Raw genomic sequence first — 14,933 nt, 5'->3', positions numbered from 1 at the left:
CTTACGAGGCGAGAGCAATATTCTGCGAGCGGCCACGCACCTTGCCCGTTTTCATCATGCCATCATAATGACGCATGAGCAGGTAGCTTTTCACTTGGTTCATGGTATCCAGTACCACCCCTACCATAATGATGAGCGAGGTACCGCCATAGAACTGAGCGAACGGACGGGTTACGCCAGCCACTGTTGCCAGAGAAGGCAGAATGGCAATGACGGCCAAGGCTACTGCACCAGGCAAGGTAATGCGGGTAAGCACCTCATCAATATACTCCGAGGTATCGCGCCCTGGCTTTACGCCCGGGATGAAACCACCACTGCGCTTCAGATCATCCGCAATTTGATTGGGATTAACACTGATAGCCGTGTAGAAGTAAGTAAAGATGATGATGAGTAAGCCGAATACCACATTGTACACCAGATGGTCTGGTTGAAACCAGGTTCCAATAAGAGTTGCAGTATCGCTATTCTTATTCCAAGCTGATGCAGCAATAGCAGGGACAAACATCAACGACTGAGCGAATATAATCGGCATAACGCCGGCTGCATTCACTTTCATCGGGATATACTGGCGCTGTGAGCTGAGGCTGGCAGCCCCGCCTATTTGTTTGGCATACTGCACCGGAATCTGACGCACAGCCTGGGTCAGGATGATAACCGCCATAACCACTAGGAACAGTACTACCAGCTCAATCAGGAAGATCAGCGAGCCTCGCATAGTACGGGCCGTAGCTTCCCCGATTAGGGCACCAGGCAGACGCGATACAATCCCGATCATAATGATCATAGAAATACCGTTGCCAATACCCTTATCGGTAATTTTCTCTCCCAGCCACATGCAGAACAGCGTGCCAGCCGTTACAATCATGGCGGTAGAGATGGTAAAAAAGACGCCCGGATTAATAATGGCATCCGCATTAATTGTAGCAATAAAGCCAACTGACTGTAATGCTACAATTGGAATCGTGAGTACGCGCGTGTACTGGTTGATCTTCTTACGTCCCGATTCGCCTTCCTTCTGTAATTTCTGGAAGTAAGGAACCGCAATCGTGAGGAGTTGCAACACGATGGAGGCCGAGATATAAGGCATGATGCCTAGCGCGAAAATCGAGGCATGGCTGAAGGCGCCCCCGAGTAAGGTATCTAGGATACCTAATACTCCGGTAGCGCCTCCTTGGGTTAGCCGAGTCGGATCGACGCCGGGGAGCACCACGTAAGAACCCAGCCGGTAGATGGCAATGAAAAAAAGCGTATTGAAGATCCGCATACGCAGATCTTCAATCGCAAAAATGTTCTTAATCGTGGTGATGAACTTGTTCATTGCCAGTCAGGCTTACAGCGTCACAGCTTTGCCACCAGCTTTCTCGATAGCTTCAACAGCTGACTTAGAGAAAGCATGGGCATGTACTTCAAGTGCCTTGGTGATTTCACCACGACCCAGAACTTTAATTTTGGCGTTTTTAGAAGCCAAGCCAGCAGTTACAAAGAACGTGGCATCCAAGGTAGTGGTGCCATTTTCCGTGAGAGCAGCCAGCACATCAAGGTTGACGGCTTTGTATTCAACACGGTTGATGTTCTTGAAACCGAATTTCGGTACCCGGCGCTGCAGAGGCATCTGACCGCCTTCAAAGCCCGACTTCTTGGAGTAACCCGAACGGGACTTGGCACCTTTATGACCGCGCGTTGACGTGCCGCCACGGCCGGAACCTGTACCACGACCAATGCGCTTTTCGTTGCGCGTAGAGCCAGCGGCAGGTTGGAGATTGCTGAGATTCATTTTCGGGAGATTCCTAGAGTTCGGTTACTTCCAACAAGTGCTTTACGGCGTTAATCATGCCAGCTACCTGGGGCGTATTTTCTACCGCCTTGGTGCTACCGATTTTGCCGAGGCCCAAGGCCTGCACAGTGCGCTTCTGCCGCTCGGGGCGGTCGATAACGCTCTTAACGAGTTTGATTTGGATCTGCGCCATCTGCTCTTAGCCGTTAAATACTTGGGAGAGAGTAATGCCGCGAGCCTGCGCGATTTGCATCGGGTCACGCATCTTCAGCAGTGCGTCGAAAGTAGCTTTTACTACGTTATGAGGGTTCGACGAGCCTTTCGACTTAGCCAGTACGTCTTTGATACCAGCGCTTTCGAATACGGCACGCATAGCACCGCCCGCAATTACACCCGTACCAGCAGCAGCCGGCTGAACCAATACGAAACCGCCCGAGTACTTACCTTCCATAACGTGAGGAACCGTATGCTTGTACAGCGGCACCTTCACCAGGTTTTTCTTCGCATCGTCAATGCCTTTGGCAATGGCGTCGGTTACTTCGTTGGCTTTACCGAGGCCGTAGCCTACCGTGCCGTTACCGTCACCTACTACCACAATAGCCGAGAAGCTGAAGCGACGACCGCCCTTCACTACTTTAGCTACGCGGTTGATGGCAACCACTTTTTCTTTCAGATCAGAGTCGCCAGTACGGGACTGCTGCTCGTTGTTACGGTCATTGCCGCGACGGTCATTGCCACCACCCCGACGGTCGTTGCCGCCACGGTCATTGCCACCACCACGGTTGCCGGTGTTAAATTCTGCCATGATGATTTAGAAATTGAGGCCGCCTTCGCGGGCTCCTTCTGCCAATGATTTTACGCGGCCGTGGTAGAGGTAACCGGAACGGTCAAATACCACTTTCGAAATTCCTTTTGCCTGAGCACGGGCGGCAATTTCTTTGCCGACTGCGGCAGCGAGGGCTACTCCGTTACCCCCTTCCACCGAAACGTGCTTCGAGGAAGCAGACGCCAGCGTGTGACCATTCGTGTCATCAATAATCTGGGCGTAAATGCCCGTGTTGCTACGAAAGACCGACAGACGCGGACGCTCGGACGTGCCAGCGACCTTGGTGCGGATGATGCGCTGGATCCGTTTTCTTCTAGTTGCTTTATCGAAAGCCATGGTGTGATGTTATTTCGAAGCTGTTTTACCAGCCTTACGACGAATCTGCTCACCCACGAAGCGCACGCCTTTGCCTTTGTAGGGCTCAACCTTGCGCAACGAGCGAATCTTAGCGGCTACCTGGCCCAGCAGTTGCTTATCAATGCTGGTCAGCGTAACGATGGGGTTCTTACCCTTTTCCGTTACAGCCGTAGCCGTCACCTCCTTCGGCAGAGCCAGGAAGATGTTGTGCGAGTAACCCAGCGACAGTTCCAGCGTAGTACCCGACATAGAGGCCTTGTAACCTACACCTACTAGCTCCAGCTTTTCTTCCAGCCCGTTGCTAACACCATTAACGGCGTTATTCAGCAATGAACGATAGAGGCCGTGCATAGCTTTATGACGCTTCTGCTCGGTAGGACGGGTCACTACCAGCTGGCCGTCTTCGGTAGCTACGGTAATGTCGCGGTCAACCGGAACGGTCAGGGTACCCTTAGGGCCCTTCACGGTAACCGTGTTTTCGTTGCTCACTTCAACCTGCACGTTAGTGGGCAGGCTGATGGGCAGTTTACCAATGCGTGACATAGTCTCGTTTTCCTTTCAGATTAGTAGACGTAGCACAGCACTTCGCCGCCCACGTTCTCGGCTTTCGCCTCTTTCTCGGTCATTACGCCTTTCGACGTCGACAGGATTGCAATACCCAAACCGCTCAGTACGCGCGGCAGATTTTCCACGTGAGCATACTGACGCAGACCCGGGGTGCTGATGCGCTCCAGTTTCGTAATGGCGGGTTTCTTGGTAGCCGGGTTGTACTTCAGCGCGATTTTGATCGTGCCCTGTACAGCGGCGTCATCAAATCGGTAGCTCTGAATGTAGCCCTTTTTGTAGAGCACTTTCGTAATCTCCTTTTTGATGTTGCTGGCCGGGATTTCTACTACCCGGTGGTTAGCCTTAATGGCATTGCGCACCCGGGTGAGGTAGTCGGCAATCGGATCTGTGTTCATTTGATTATGAAAATGAAGCACCCATTTTTAGGGAGCCGCAAAGATATGAAAATTTCGCCGCCACGGAAAGAGGCGACGAAATTTTCGGTTAAGACTACTCAACTCGGCCTTTGAAGGGCTCGGCTGATGGTTTCTTTCGGCAACCTGCCAAGTAACAATGCCTTACAGAAAAATCTGGTTAGGCAAAAATAGTAGTACTACCAGCTGGATTTGGTTACGCCAGGAATTTTGCCGGCGAGAGCCATCTCACGGAAGCGTACGCGGCTAATGCCAAACTTACGCATGTAACCACGAGGACGACCGTCAATCTTATCACGGTTGTGCAGACGCACAGGTGAAGCATTGCGGGGCAGCTTGTCCAGAGCTTCGTAGTCGCCAGCCTCTTTCAGAGCCTTGCGCTTCTCAGCGTAACGGGCTACGGTAGCAATACGCTTCCGCTCCCGTGCTTTCATTGATTCCTTAGCCATTGTTCTGTTTCTTGGCGTTAGCGAACGGCATTCCGAAGGCGCGCAGCAGCTCGTAGCTCTGCTCATCATTCTCAGCCGTCGTTACGAAGGTAATATCCATACCGGCAATCGACTTGATTTTGTCAATCGAAATTTCCGGGAAGATAATTTGCTCCTTAATGCCCAGGGTGTAGTTACCGCGGCCATCGAAGCCTTTATCGTTAATGCCTTTGAAGTCACGAACTCGGGGCAGAGCCACGGTCAGCAGACGGTCAAGGAATTCGTACATCTGGTTGCCGCGCAGAGTAACGCGGGCCCCGATAGGCATGCCTTCACGCAGCTTAAAGTTCGATACCGACCGTTTAGCAATAGTAGCAACGGCTTTCTGACCAGTAATGGTCGTCAGCTCGTCAACACCATTGTCCACCAGCTTCTTGTCAGCTACTGCTGATCCAATGCCGCGGTTGATGCAGATCTTGGTTATGCGCGGTACCTGCATGATGCTCTTGAACTGGAATTTCTCCTGGAGCGCGGGTACTACTTCTTTTTGATATTTATCTTTTAGTCGAGCCATGGTCGTAGAGCGGTTTAGGCGTTGGTCGATTCAACGCGCTTCACGTTGCTCACGTGAATCGGTGCCTCGATCTTGGTGATGCCGCCCTGGGGGTTCTTCGCACTGGGTTTGTTGTGCTTGGTCGCCAGGTTTAGGCCTTCCACGATAACACGCTGCGTAGAACGGTTCACCGATTTAATTACACCGGTTTTGCCTTTCTCGTCACCGGAAATCACCAGAACGGTGTCGCCGGTTTTTACGTGCAGTTTCGCGGGCGTTGCTTTCGTTTTCGTTGCCATTGCTTAGAGAACTTCAGGAGCCAGCGAAACAATCTTCATGAACTGCTTTTCGCGCAGTTCGCGGGCCACGGGGCCGAAGATGCGAGTACCGCGGGGCTCGTCGTTATTGTTGAGCAGTACCGCTGCGTTATCGTCGAAACGGATATAGGAACCGTCTTTACGACGGATTTCCTTTTTCGTCCGAACTACTACGGCTTTCGATACGGCACCTTTCTTGGCGTTACCGGAGGGCAGAGCCGACTTGATTGCTACTACAATCTTGTCGCCTACACTGGCGTATTTCTTGCCCGTGCCACCGAGGACACGAATGCAGAGAACTTCTTTGGCGCCGCTATTATCAGCGACGGTCAGACGGGATTCTTGCTGTATCATCTTACTTGGCGCGTTCTACGATTTCTACCAGTCTCCAGCGTTTGTTCTTGCTCAGGGGGCGAGTCGACATGATGCGGACCGTATCCCCTTCGCCACATTCGTTGTTCTCGTCGTGAGCCATGAATTTGGTCGACTTGGTAACGAACTTGCCGTAGATGGGGTGCTTCATTTTGCTTTCCACTACTACCGTGATGGATTTGTCCATCTTGGAAGAGGAAACACGCCCGATGATTTCTTTGCGCAGGTTCCGCTCAGTAGCGGTGGTTGCCTGCTGTTCTTCGTTGCTTGCCATCGTTAGTTAGCAGAGTTAGTTGCCTGCTCGTTCTCGCGACGCTTCAACTCGGTCAGCAGACGGGCGACATTTTTGCGGGCTTGCTTCAAACGGATCGGGTTTTCCAAGGGCGAGATGGCATGCGCAAAGCGCAGGGTCTGGCCATTAGTCTGCTCCGTCTTGATTTGATTTTTGAGGTCCTCCAGGGAGAGGGCGCGGATTTCGGTGTTCTTCATCTTGCTTAAGCTTCTTGATAGTCGCGACGAACAACAAACGAGGTACGTACCGGCAGCTTCTGAGCAGCCAGACGCAGCGACTCCTGCGCCACTTCCAGCGAAACACCGTCGGATTCGAACAGGATAGTGCCGGGCTTCACTACGGCCACCCAATACTCGGGCGAACCTTTACCCTTACCCATACGAACCTCAGCGGGCTTCTTAGTGATAGGCTTATCCGGGAAAATGCGGATCCATACTTGACCTTCGCGTTTCATGGCGCGGGTCATGGCAATACGAGCAGCCTCAATCTGGCGAGCCGTAATCCATGCTTGTTCCAGCGACTTGATAGCGAACGAACCGAAGTCAATGGAGCTGCCGCGGTGGGCTAAGCCATGCACGCGACCCTTTTGCATCTTGCGATACTTGGTCCTTTTCGGTTGTAACATGAGTTATCTTGAATTGAAATTCGAGAGAAAAGAAAAAGGCTAGCGACGGGGAGCACCACCGCCCTGACCGCCACGGTTTTGGCCAGGGCCGCCACCGCGACGCTGTCCACCACCTTGGCCGCCCCGGTTGTCACCGCCACGGCCTTCGCCGCCTCGGTCATTCCGGTCACGACGTGGGCCACGGTCACCACCCCGGTCACCACGCTCGCCGCGCGGGCCACGGTCGTTGCCACGGCTTTCGCCGCCTTGGCTACCGGCAGGCTGTTGGTTCGGGGAGAGGTCGGGCTTACCGAACACCTCACCACGCATAACCCACACTTTGATGCCAATTTTGCCATACACCGTCTGAGCTTCCGACAGAGCATAATCGATATCAGCACGCAGGGTGTGTAGTGGAGTACGGCCTTCTTTATATTGCTCCGAGCGAGCAATTTCAGCACCGCCCAGACGGCCACCGCATTGGATCTTAATGCCTTCGGCACCAACACGCAGCGCAGCCTGAATCGCCATTTTCATAGCGCGACGGAACGAGATACGAGCCTGGAGCTGCTGAGCAATGCTCTCACCTACCAGCTTAGCGTCGAGTTCCGGACGCTTAATCTCGAAGATGTTGATCTGAACGTCTTTGCCAGTAATCTGCTTCAGCTCGTCCTTGATCTTGTCAACTTCAGCACCACCTTTACCGATTACAACACCCGGACGAGCCGTGTTGATAGTAATGGTAACGCGCTTCAGCGTACGCTCGATTACGATGCGGCTGATGCCACCTTTCGGGATACGAGCGTTGATGTATTTGCGGATTTTTTCGTCCTCAACCAGTTTGTCGGCAAAGTCCTTGCCGCCGTACCAGTTCGAGTCCCATCCTTTGATGACGCCCAGACGGAAGCCAACCGGATTTACTTTCTGTCCCATAGTGCTTATGCGGTGGCTTCTGCCGTGGTTTCGTTGGATTTCTTAGCCGAGCTGCGACGAATTTTCTTGGGAGCCTCGTCAACAACCGTAGCAGCTGGTTTAGTTTCAGCAGCCTGTTTAGCAGCAGCTTTGCTGCCGAGGGGCTCTACTTTACTGTCAATAACCAGCGTTACGTGGTTGCTACGCTTGCGAATACGGTGGCCACGACCCTGGGGGGCGGGGCGCAGACGCTTCAGCTGGCGGCCTTCGTCCACGAAAATCTCTTTGATATAGAGGTTGGCATCTTCGATACGCTCGTCCTCATTTTTCTGCTGCCAGTTAGCCAGGGCCGACAGGAGCAGCTTTTCAACACGGGCAGCACCTGAGTTAGCCTCGAATTTCAGCAGGCCGAGGGCACGGGTTACTTTCTGACCGCGCACCAGGTTGGCCACCAAGCGCATTTTGCGCGGCGAGGTGGGCACGTTACGGAGTTTAGCTACTGCTTCCATCTTAGCGCTTGCCTTTATCTTTCTTGGCGATGTGGCCACGGAAGTTACGGGTCGGGGCAAACTCGCCGAGTTTGTGTCCTACCATGTTCTCCGTTACATACACCGGGATGAACTTATTGCCGTTGTGCACGGCGAAGGTGTGGCCAACGAAATCAGGCGAAATCATCGAGCGGCGCGACCAGGTCTTCACCACCGATTTTTTGCCGGATTCGTCCATTGCCGATACTTTCTTCTCGAGCCGGAAGTCAATGTACGGCCCTTTTTTTAGTGAACGTGCCATTGCTTATTTCTTGCCTTTCCGGCTTACGATCAGGTTCTCGGAATACTTGTTCTTGTTACGGGTCTTCTGGCCTTTCGAGAAGATACCGTTACGGCTGCGCGGGTGACCACCCGACGACTTACCTTCACCACCACCCATGGGGTGATCGACAGGGTTCATAGCCACACCACGTACGCGCGGACGACGACCCAACCACCGGTTACGACCAGCCTTGCCGAGACGTACGTTCATGTGGTCGCCATTAGAAACGGTGCCTACCGTAGCCATGCAGGTAACCAGTACCATGCGCATTTCGCCGGAAGGCAGTTTCAGGGTGGCGTACTTGTCTTCGCGGGCTACCAACTGGGCGTAAGTACCAGCCGAGCGGGCCATAGCAGCACCACCACCGGGCATCAGCTCGATGTTGTGTACGATGGTACCCAGCGGAATTTCGCGCAGGGGCAGGGCATTGCCTACTTCCGGAGCTACGCCCGAACCCGATACAACGGTAGCACCCACGGCCAAGCCGGCGGGAGCAATGATGTAGCGTTTCTCACCATCGGCGTACTGCAGCAGGGCAATACGGGCGGTGCGGTTGGGGTCGTACTCAATCGTCTTCACCGTAGCGGGCACCGTGGCCTTGTCACGCTTGAAGTCGATGATACGGTATTTGGCTTTGTGACCACCGCCGATGTAGCGGTTGGACATTTTGCCCGAATTGTTACGGCCACCGGAGTTTTTGAGGGGTGCCAACAGCGACTTCTCCGGCGTCGACGCGGTAATCTCGTCGAAGGCCGGGGCGATGCGGAAGCGCTGACCCGGTGATGTTGGTCTTAGTTTTTTGAGTGCCATTACTCTTGCTTAGGAAAAAAATCTTGGCGGGAAGCAGGCTTACAGGCCGCTGTAGAAGTCGATAACGTCGCCTTCTTTCACGGTCACGATGGCTTTTTTGCCATGAGGGCGACGGCCAGAAACGGCACCGCCTTTCGTGAATTTCGATTTCACCTTGCCGATGGTGCGGATGGTGCTGATGCCCGTTACCGTCACTCCGTACAGTTGCTCAATCTCTTTTTTGATCTGAACCTTGTTGGCGTCGATAGCCACTTCGAAAGCGTACTGGCTTTTCTCGTTCAGACCCGTAGCCTTTTCAGTTACGATGGGTTTCTTCAGGATGCTCATTACTCAGCAGTGGTATAGAGTTGTTCCAGTGCGCTCAACCCATCTTCCGACAGCAACAGGGTGTCGGTGTTCAGCAGGTCGTGGGTGTTCAGGGCTACGGGGGTAGCCACGCTCACTCGCTGAATGTTGCGGGCCGACAGCACCACATTCTTGTCAACCGAGCCAGTTACCAGCAGGGTCTTGCGGCCATTGTTCAGCTTCAGATCAGCTAGGATGGCAGCAAACTCCTTGGTTTTAGGAGCCGACAGCGTGATGTTTTCCACTACGGCTACCTTGCCGTCTTTAGCCAGGCTAGAAAGAGCCGACAGGCGGGCCAGACGCTTGGTTTTCTTGTTCAGCTTGAAGCCATAGTCACGGGGCTGGGGACCGAAAATACGGCCGCCACCTACGAATACACCTGACTTCATGGAGCCAGCACGGGCGCCACCAGTACCTTTTTGCTTTTTCAGCTTTTTAGTAGTGCCGTGTACTTCGTTACGCTGCTTCGACTTGTGCGTGCCTTGGCGCTGGTTAGCCAAGTACTGCTTCACGTCGAGGTACATCACGTGCTCATTCGGCTCGAGGCCGAAGATGGCGTCGGACAGGGTAACCTTACGGCCGGTGTCCTCGCCTTTGATGTTAATTACTGACAGTTCCATCTTGCTAGCTTATTTTTCCAGGACCACGAAAGAGTTCTTGGCACCGGGAACCGAGCCGCTCACCACGATGAGGTTTTTGTCGGCTACAATGCGCATCACCTTCAGGTTCTGCACTTTCACCCGGTCGTTGCCCATACGGCCACCCATGCGCATGCCTTTGAACACGCGAGAGGGCCAAGAGCAGGCACCGATAGAACCGGGGTGACGGCCGCGGTTGTGCTGGCCGTGCGTTTGACCACCTACACCAGCAAAGTTGTAGCGCTTTACAACGCCCTGGAAACCTTTGCCTTTTGAGGTGCCTACCACATCAACGAACTCACCTTCTTCAAACAAGGTAGCATCGATAGTGGAACCAGCCGTGAAGGAGCTGGCCTCGTCAGTGCGGAACTCAACGAGTTTTTTCTTGGGAGTGGTTCCGGCTTTAGCGAAGTGACCAGCCAGTGCTTTGGTGGTATTCTTCGCCTTCTTTTCGCCGTAGCCGAGCTGGATGGCCGTATAGCCGTCCGTTTCGATGGTCTTAACCTGCGTCACTACGCACGGACCCGCTTCAATGAGCGTAACAGGGATGTTCTTCCCGTCCGGAGTGAAGAGGCTTGTCATACCGATTTTTTTACCGATGATGCCAGGCATTCGATTGGGGTTTTAGAAAAAGACACACTTGAAAACGCCCAAGTGGCGTTTTCGGAAATGGAGTGCAAAGCTAGGGAATTGTTACCTGATTATCTAATTGAGTTTCGAAATATTTCTAGACTCACTCAGGTATCCCCTTTTAAAGCAGGTTGCTCTGACACTCAGGGGCTTGCTTTCTGAATGTATAGCACGATTATGCTTCCTGCAATGCGCTCTTCTTTGCCTATAAAGAGCTGGAGGGCTCGAGGCTGTTGCGGGAAAATCCAATCCAGTGTAAGGAATGAACCTAGCGCACGGATACTAGGCTGGGCGCCACTCTTGCTCTGGGCTTGTGGGGGCTTTGCATCCCTCTAGTGCCAGCAGCAGGAAAAACAGGGCAAAAGCCAGCCCTATCTGGGTTTCCAGCGTGTACTCAACCAGAAACGACAGGGTAGTAATAATGTACTGGGCCAGCAGCAAAGGAGCATGCCGGGGCCACATGCTCAGCCCTGGGTAGTAAAAGCCGATGATAAACAACAGCAGCCCAACCACGCCAAACGCCACCGTGGAATACAGGTATTGATTGTGAGGCTGGATATAGGCTTCGGGCTGAATAGTGGGGTAGTCGCGGCGGTAATGCACAGCCATTTCTGCTTTAATATCTGCCTTGCCTACCCCGAACCATAGATTATCCTCAATAACCTTCAAAGCCACTTTGTAAGAATACACTCGTCCTACCAACGAATAATTATTGGCAGAAGCAGTATGCTCTACACGACCGACATCCTCGCGAGTATTTGCTGACTTGTTCCGGAATGTTGGAAAACACACGTAGCTCAACACCGGCAGCAGCAATAGCCCGGCTGCCAGTCGTAGGGCCTGGTAGTAGTGCCGCCGGCGCACAATAAGCCATAAGCACCCTACCCCTCCCAGAAAGTAGAACGTCAGCAGACCACTGCGCACGGCCAGCAGGTGTAGGTAAAGCGCCAGAAAAAGCACTGCTCCCGCGAGTAGCTTCTTGCCAATCCCTGTTACGCTCTGGTGCCACAATAACACCCCGCCGGCAGCAATAGCGAGAGTAATAATCAGGCTAAAGCGAATATGATCCGGCTCAGTGGGCATCACCTTGGAGTGCAGATACAACTCATTGATTTGCTCGAAGTGCAGGATGTAGTTGACTGTACTGAGCAAGGCTGCTACTACGGCGGCTCCGACAAGGGAGAGCCACAGTCCCCGGAGAGTTGGGGCAGGCAGGGGCGGTAGCAGCCAGAAGGCTAGTGGCAAAATCAGAAATGGTAGCTGCAGCACTATATCCTGCTGAAACTCGCCCCAGTTTGCATCTGAGCTTACCAGTCCTGATGCCAAATGGATAAGATATACCAAAAAGAAAGCTCCATAGACTACGCCATTTGGTCGGAGGTAAGCCTTTCTGTGCAAGCTGAAACTTGCAATGCCGGTTGCCAGTAGCCCGGCCATTCCAATACTGGGCAGAATCCGGAAGAAAGAGCTCGTGAACAACCCCAGAATAACGCAAACGCAGAAAAAGGCAGCAGCTATCTGTAGCCGGTGAAGTGTGAATATTGAGCCCAGAGAAGAAATCATGCAACAAAATGAGGGAGCAGCTAAACTGCACCTGTCTAAACCTATGAGTAAGCCCCACCTACAGTGGAGTTCTTACCTTAGGCACAAGTTGCAACCAATAAAAGAAAACACCCCACCGGCTCCGTAGAACCAGTGGGGTGTTGGTCTTATTCAGACGCCGAAACCAGTCCTCAGACTTTGATTTCTACGTCAACGCCGCTGGGCAGTTCCAGCTTCATCAGGGCATCTACCGTCTTCGACGAAGTCGAGTAGATATCCACGAGGCGCTTGTAGGTGCAGAGCTGGAATTGCTCCCGCGACTTCTTGTTCACGTGGGGCGAACGGAGTACGGTGAACTTCTCCTTATCGGTCGGCAGCGGAATGGGGCCGCTTACGATAGCGCCCGTAGCCTTTACCGCCTTCACAATCTTCTCCGACGATTTGTCCACCAGGTTGTGGTCGTAGGATTTCAGTTTGATGCGAATTTTCTGGTTCATGTCTGTAATGAGGAAGCGGTATTAGCGGATGGCGTTACCCTTTTGCTTAGCGATGATGCCTTCAGCCAAGTTCGTGGGAACCTGGTCGTAGTGCGAGAAGGTCAGCGAGGCCGAAGCACGACCCGAAGTGATGGTACGCAGCGAGGTTACGTAGCCGAACAGCTCCGACAGCGGAACATCAGCTTTTACCACGTTAGCACCGCCTTTGGTGTCCATGCCTTTCATGATGCCCCGACGACGGTTCAAGTCACCGGTTACCGAACCCGTGTACTCATCCGGCGTTACTACTTCAACGGCCATGATGGGCTCGAGCAGTTTCGGACCAGCTTGCTTGGCAGCTTCGCGGAAGCCACCACGAGCAGCGAGTTCGAACGACAGAGCGTCCGAGTCCACATCGTGGTAAGAACCGAAGAACAGACGCACTTTCATGTTGTCCAGCGGGAAGCCAGCCAGCGGGCCGTTCTTCATAGCTTCTTCGAAACCTTTCTGTACCGGAGCAATGAATTCGCGGGGGATTACACCACCCGTGATATCGTTCACGAACTCCAGGCCAGGCTTCTCGGGGTCGGTTTCTTTCGGGCCCAGTTCGAACACGATATCACCGAATTTACCACGACCACCGGTCTGCTTCTTATAGGTTTCGCGGTGTTCCACCTTCTTGGTGAGAACTTCCTTATAGGCTACCTGAGGAGCACCCTGGTTGATTTCAACCTTGAACTCACGACGCATACGGTCGATGATGATTTCAAGGTGAAGTTCACCCATACCACGCAGTACGGTCTGACCAGTTTCCTGGTCGGTCTGTACCACGAGGGTGGGGTCTTCTTCTACGAGTTTGGCAATAGCCATACCCATCTTATCCACGTCAGCCTGAGTTTTCGGCTCAATAGCGTAACCGATAACGGGCTCAGGGAACGACATCGACTCCAGTACTACGCGCGACTTCTCGTCGGTCAGCGTATCACCAGTTTTGATGTCTTTGAAACCAACGCCCGCAGCAATGTCACCAGCCTGGATTTTGTCAATGGGGTTCTGCTTGTTGGAGTGCATCTGCATCAGGCGCGAGATACGCTCTTTCTTGCCCGTACGGTTGTTGAACACGTACGAACCAGCATCCAACTGACCGCTGTAGCAACGGAAGAAGCACAGACGACCTACGAAGGGGTCGGTAGCAATCTTAAACGCCAGAGCTGTGAAGGGCTCGTCGTTGTCGGGGTGACGCTCGATTTCCTCACCAGTGTCGGGGTTGGTACCGATGATGGCGGGCATGTCCAGCGGCGAAGGCAGGTAGGCCATAACAGCGTCCAGCATAGCCTGAACACCCTTGTTTTTGAAGGCTGAGCCGCACATTACCGGCGAGAACTTCATGTCAATAACCGCTTTGCGGATTACCGTCATCATTTCCTCGCGGGTGATGCTGTCCGGATCCTCGAAGAATTTCTCCATCAAGGTGTCATCATACTCGGCTACGCTTTCCACGAGCTTCTCACGCCACTCGGCAACGGTGTCCACGAGGTCTTCGGGAACTTCCACTTCCTTGTAGGTTTTGCCCTGGGTAGCGTCGTCCCATACGATGGCTTTTCCAGTCAGCAGGTCAACTACGCCTTTGAAGGTATCCTCAGCGCCAATCGGGATTTGCAGAGGCACAGGGTTAGCACCCAGCTTCTCCTTAATTTCCGATACGGCCTTGAAGAAGTCAGCACCAGCGCGGTCCATCTTGTTCACGAAGCAGATGCGCGGTACTTTGTATTTGTCAGCCTGACGCCAAACGGTTTCCGACTGCGGCTCTACGCCCGAAACGGCACAGAACAGAGCTACGGCACCGTCCAGAACACGCAGCGAACGTTCCACCTCCACGGTGAAGTCCACGTGACCGGGAGTGTCGATCAGGTTGATTTTGTATTGTTTGGTCTCCGGAGTCGGGTCGCCCTGTACGGTCGGGTAGTTCCAGAAGGTAGTAGTAGCGGCCGACGTGATGGTGATACCACGCTCCTGCTCCTGCTCCATCCAGTCCATCGTGGCAGCACCTTCGTGCACCTCCCCGATTTTGTGGGTTTTACCGGTGTAGTAGAGAATGCGCTCCGACGTGGTGGTCTTACCGGCGTCGATGTGCGCCATAATCCCGATGTTCCGGAGGTATTGCAGATCTTTATTAACAGCCATTGCTTTTTTTGTGACGTAGGGACTTCAGTAGTTGAGCTCGTAGAACGCGAAAATCTCTTTTCTCATTCCCGGAGCCTACAACT

The 14,933-nt window shown here is 53.3% G+C and carries 24 protein-coding genes; all 24 read right to left on the bottom strand.

The window, feature by feature from the left end:
• Window position 1: 1 nt before the first annotated feature.
• Window positions 2-1,318, bottom strand: a complete 1,317-nt coding sequence (secY, locus tag FGZ14_RS18690; protein WP_139925679.1) for a preprotein translocase subunit SecY — start codon at window positions 1,316-1,318, stop codon at window positions 2-4.
• Window positions 1,319-1,330: 12 nt separating this feature from the next.
• Window positions 1,331-1,774, bottom strand: coding sequence for a 50S ribosomal protein L15 (gene rplO / locus FGZ14_RS18685; protein WP_139925678.1), 444 nt, complete (start codon window positions 1,772-1,774; stop codon window positions 1,331-1,333).
• Window positions 1,775-1,787: 13 nt separating this feature from the next.
• A complete protein-coding gene (rpmD, locus tag FGZ14_RS18680; RefSeq protein WP_139925677.1) occupies window positions 1,788-1,967 on the bottom strand; it encodes a 50S ribosomal protein L30 in 180 nt (59 codons plus the stop codon).
• Window positions 1,968-1,973: 6 nt separating this feature from the next.
• A complete protein-coding gene (gene rpsE / locus FGZ14_RS18675) occupies window positions 1,974-2,579 on the bottom strand; it encodes a 30S ribosomal protein S5 (RefSeq protein ID WP_257883278.1) in 606 nt (201 codons plus the stop codon).
• A 6-nt stretch (window positions 2,580-2,585) separates the two neighbouring features.
• Window positions 2,586-2,936: a 50S ribosomal protein L18 gene (gene rplR / locus FGZ14_RS18670; RefSeq protein WP_139925676.1), complete on the bottom strand. Its 351-nt coding sequence runs from the start codon at window positions 2,934-2,936 to the stop codon at window positions 2,586-2,588.
• A 9-nt stretch (window positions 2,937-2,945) separates the two neighbouring features.
• Window positions 2,946-3,500 (bottom strand): 50S ribosomal protein L6, encoded by a 555-nt coding sequence (gene rplF, locus FGZ14_RS18665; protein ID WP_110976722.1) that lies wholly within the window; start codon window positions 3,498-3,500, stop codon window positions 2,946-2,948.
• Between the two features lie 20 nt (window positions 3,501-3,520).
• On the bottom strand, window positions 3,521-3,919 hold the full coding sequence (gene rpsH, locus FGZ14_RS18660; RefSeq protein ID WP_045688463.1) for a 30S ribosomal protein S8: 399 nt from the start codon (window positions 3,917-3,919) through the stop codon (window positions 3,521-3,523).
• Between the two features lie 197 nt (window positions 3,920-4,116).
• Window positions 4,117-4,386 carry a 30S ribosomal protein S14 gene (gene rpsN, locus FGZ14_RS18655; RefSeq protein WP_110976720.1) on the bottom strand — a complete coding sequence of 90 codons (270 nt, stop codon included), beginning with the start codon at window positions 4,384-4,386 and terminating at the stop codon, window positions 4,117-4,119.
• Entirely contained in the window at window positions 4,379-4,939 is a 561-nt protein-coding gene (gene rplE, locus FGZ14_RS18650; RefSeq protein WP_139925675.1) for a 50S ribosomal protein L5, read from the bottom strand. The genes rpsN and rplE overlap by 8 nt, the downstream gene beginning before the upstream one ends.
• A gap of 14 nt (window positions 4,940-4,953) precedes the next feature.
• Window positions 4,954-5,217 carry a 50S ribosomal protein L24 gene (gene rplX, locus FGZ14_RS18645; RefSeq protein WP_139925674.1) on the bottom strand — a complete coding sequence of 88 codons (264 nt, stop codon included), beginning with the start codon at window positions 5,215-5,217 and terminating at the stop codon, window positions 4,954-4,956.
• A 3-nt stretch (window positions 5,218-5,220) separates the two neighbouring features.
• Window positions 5,221-5,589 (bottom strand): 50S ribosomal protein L14, encoded by a 369-nt coding sequence (gene rplN, locus FGZ14_RS18640; RefSeq protein WP_139515912.1) that lies wholly within the window; start codon window positions 5,587-5,589, stop codon window positions 5,221-5,223.
• A gap of 1 nt (window position 5,590) precedes the next feature.
• Entirely contained in the window at window positions 5,591-5,881 is a 291-nt protein-coding gene (gene rpsQ / locus FGZ14_RS18635; protein ID WP_088844269.1) for a 30S ribosomal protein S17, read from the bottom strand.
• Window positions 5,882-5,883: 2 nt separating this feature from the next.
• Complete coding sequence (gene rpmC, locus FGZ14_RS18630) at window positions 5,884-6,096, bottom strand: 50S ribosomal protein L29 (RefSeq protein ID WP_110976715.1); 213 nt, start codon at window positions 6,094-6,096, stop codon at window positions 5,884-5,886.
• A gap of 5 nt (window positions 6,097-6,101) precedes the next feature.
• Entirely contained in the window at window positions 6,102-6,524 is a 423-nt protein-coding gene (rplP, locus tag FGZ14_RS18625; RefSeq protein ID WP_045688456.1) for a 50S ribosomal protein L16, read from the bottom strand.
• 39 nt (window positions 6,525-6,563) lie between these two features.
• Window positions 6,564-7,436 carry a 30S ribosomal protein S3 gene (gene rpsC / locus FGZ14_RS18620; protein ID WP_139925673.1) on the bottom strand — a complete coding sequence of 291 codons (873 nt, stop codon included), beginning with the start codon at window positions 7,434-7,436 and terminating at the stop codon, window positions 6,564-6,566.
• A 5-nt stretch (window positions 7,437-7,441) separates the two neighbouring features.
• Entirely contained in the window at window positions 7,442-7,924 is a 483-nt protein-coding gene (gene rplV, locus FGZ14_RS18615) for a 50S ribosomal protein L22 (RefSeq protein ID WP_139925672.1), read from the bottom strand.
• 1 nt (window position 7,925) lies between these two features.
• Window positions 7,926-8,204: a 30S ribosomal protein S19 gene (gene rpsS, locus FGZ14_RS18610; RefSeq protein WP_110976712.1), complete on the bottom strand. Its 279-nt coding sequence runs from the start codon at window positions 8,202-8,204 to the stop codon at window positions 7,926-7,928.
• 3 nt (window positions 8,205-8,207) lie between these two features.
• A complete protein-coding gene (gene rplB, locus FGZ14_RS18605; protein WP_139925671.1) occupies window positions 8,208-9,035 on the bottom strand; it encodes a 50S ribosomal protein L2 in 828 nt (275 codons plus the stop codon).
• A 39-nt stretch (window positions 9,036-9,074) separates the two neighbouring features.
• Window positions 9,075-9,362, bottom strand: coding sequence for a 50S ribosomal protein L23 (rplW, locus tag FGZ14_RS18600; protein ID WP_139925670.1), 288 nt, complete (start codon window positions 9,360-9,362; stop codon window positions 9,075-9,077).
• A complete protein-coding gene (rplD, locus tag FGZ14_RS18595) occupies window positions 9,362-10,000 on the bottom strand; it encodes a 50S ribosomal protein L4 (protein WP_139925669.1) in 639 nt (212 codons plus the stop codon). Before rplD ends, rplW begins: the two co-directional genes overlap by 1 nt.
• 9 nt (window positions 10,001-10,009) lie before the next feature.
• Window positions 10,010-10,630 (bottom strand): 50S ribosomal protein L3, encoded by a 621-nt coding sequence (gene rplC / locus FGZ14_RS18590; protein WP_139925668.1) that lies wholly within the window; start codon window positions 10,628-10,630, stop codon window positions 10,010-10,012.
• 300 nt (window positions 10,631-10,930) lie between these two features.
• Window positions 10,931-11,974: an O-antigen ligase gene (locus tag FGZ14_RS18585; protein ID WP_180754413.1), complete on the bottom strand. Its 1,044-nt coding sequence runs from the start codon at window positions 11,972-11,974 to the stop codon at window positions 10,931-10,933.
• A 407-nt stretch (window positions 11,975-12,381) separates the two neighbouring features.
• A complete protein-coding gene (rpsJ, locus tag FGZ14_RS18580) occupies window positions 12,382-12,687 on the bottom strand; it encodes a 30S ribosomal protein S10 (RefSeq protein WP_022822123.1) in 306 nt (101 codons plus the stop codon).
• A gap of 21 nt (window positions 12,688-12,708) precedes the next feature.
• Complete coding sequence (fusA, locus tag FGZ14_RS18575) at window positions 12,709-14,850, bottom strand: elongation factor G (protein ID WP_139925666.1); 2,142 nt, start codon at window positions 14,848-14,850, stop codon at window positions 12,709-12,711.
• Window positions 14,851-14,933: the final 83 nt, after the last annotated feature.

This window comes from Hymenobacter sp. DG01 (assembly GCF_006352025.1).
Lineage (GTDB): Bacteria > Bacteroidota > Bacteroidia > Cytophagales > Hymenobacteraceae > Hymenobacter.
The sequence above is the reverse complement of the archived record's forward strand: the minus strand, read 5'-3'. Positions and strand labels throughout refer to the sequence as shown.

Coding starts and splice junctions, on each gene's coding strand:
- secY (WP_139925679.1), bottom strand. CDS start 1,318: ATGAACAAGTTCATCACCACGATTAAGAACATTTTTGCGATTGAAGAT.
- rplO (WP_139925678.1), bottom strand. CDS start 1,774: ATGAATCTCAGCAATCTCCAACCTGCCGCTGGCTCTACGCGCAACGAA.
- rpmD (WP_139925677.1), bottom strand. CDS start 1,967: ATGGCGCAGATCCAAATCAAACTCGTTAAGAGCGTTATCGACCGCCCC.
- rpsE (WP_257883278.1), bottom strand. CDS start 2,579: ATGGCAGAATTTAACACCGGCAACCGTGGTGGTGGCAATGACCGTGGC.
- rplR (WP_139925676.1), bottom strand. CDS start 2,936: ATGGCTTTCGATAAAGCAACTAGAAGAAAACGGATCCAGCGCATCATC.
- rplF (WP_110976722.1), bottom strand. CDS start 3,500: ATGTCACGCATTGGTAAACTGCCCATCAGCCTGCCCACTAACGTGCAG.
- rpsH (WP_045688463.1), bottom strand. CDS start 3,919: ATGAACACAGATCCGATTGCCGACTACCTCACCCGGGTGCGCAATGCC.
- rpsN (WP_110976720.1), bottom strand. CDS start 4,386: ATGGCTAAGGAATCAATGAAAGCACGGGAGCGGAAGCGTATTGCTACC.
- rplE (WP_139925675.1), bottom strand. CDS start 4,939: ATGGCTCGACTAAAAGATAAATATCAAAAAGAAGTAGTACCCGCGCTC.
- rplX (WP_139925674.1), bottom strand. CDS start 5,217: ATGGCAACGAAAACGAAAGCAACGCCCGCGAAACTGCACGTAAAAACC.
- rplN (WP_139515912.1), bottom strand. CDS start 5,589: ATGATACAGCAAGAATCCCGTCTGACCGTCGCTGATAATAGCGGCGCC.
- rpsQ (WP_088844269.1), bottom strand. CDS start 5,881: ATGGCAAGCAACGAAGAACAGCAGGCAACCACCGCTACTGAGCGGAAC.
- rpmC (WP_110976715.1), bottom strand. CDS start 6,096: ATGAAGAACACCGAAATCCGCGCCCTCTCCCTGGAGGACCTCAAAAAT.
- rplP (WP_045688456.1), bottom strand. CDS start 6,524: ATGTTACAACCGAAAAGGACCAAGTATCGCAAGATGCAAAAGGGTCGC.
- rpsC (WP_139925673.1), bottom strand. CDS start 7,436: ATGGGACAGAAAGTAAATCCGGTTGGCTTCCGTCTGGGCGTCATCAAA.
- rplV (WP_139925672.1), bottom strand. CDS start 7,924: ATGGAAGCAGTAGCTAAACTCCGTAACGTGCCCACCTCGCCGCGCAAA.
- rpsS (WP_110976712.1), bottom strand. CDS start 8,204: ATGGCACGTTCACTAAAAAAAGGGCCGTACATTGACTTCCGGCTCGAG.
- rplB (WP_139925671.1), bottom strand. CDS start 9,035: ATGGCACTCAAAAAACTAAGACCAACATCACCGGGTCAGCGCTTCCGC.
- rplW (WP_139925670.1), bottom strand. CDS start 9,362: ATGAGCATCCTGAAGAAACCCATCGTAACTGAAAAGGCTACGGGTCTG.
- rplD (WP_139925669.1), bottom strand. CDS start 10,000: ATGGAACTGTCAGTAATTAACATCAAAGGCGAGGACACCGGCCGTAAG.
- rplC (WP_139925668.1), bottom strand. CDS start 10,630: ATGCCTGGCATCATCGGTAAAAAAATCGGTATGACAAGCCTCTTCACT.
- rpsJ (WP_022822123.1), bottom strand. CDS start 12,687: ATGAACCAGAAAATTCGCATCAAACTGAAATCCTACGACCACAACCTG.
- fusA (WP_139925666.1), bottom strand. CDS start 14,850: ATGGCTGTTAATAAAGATCTGCAATACCTCCGGAACATCGGGATTATG.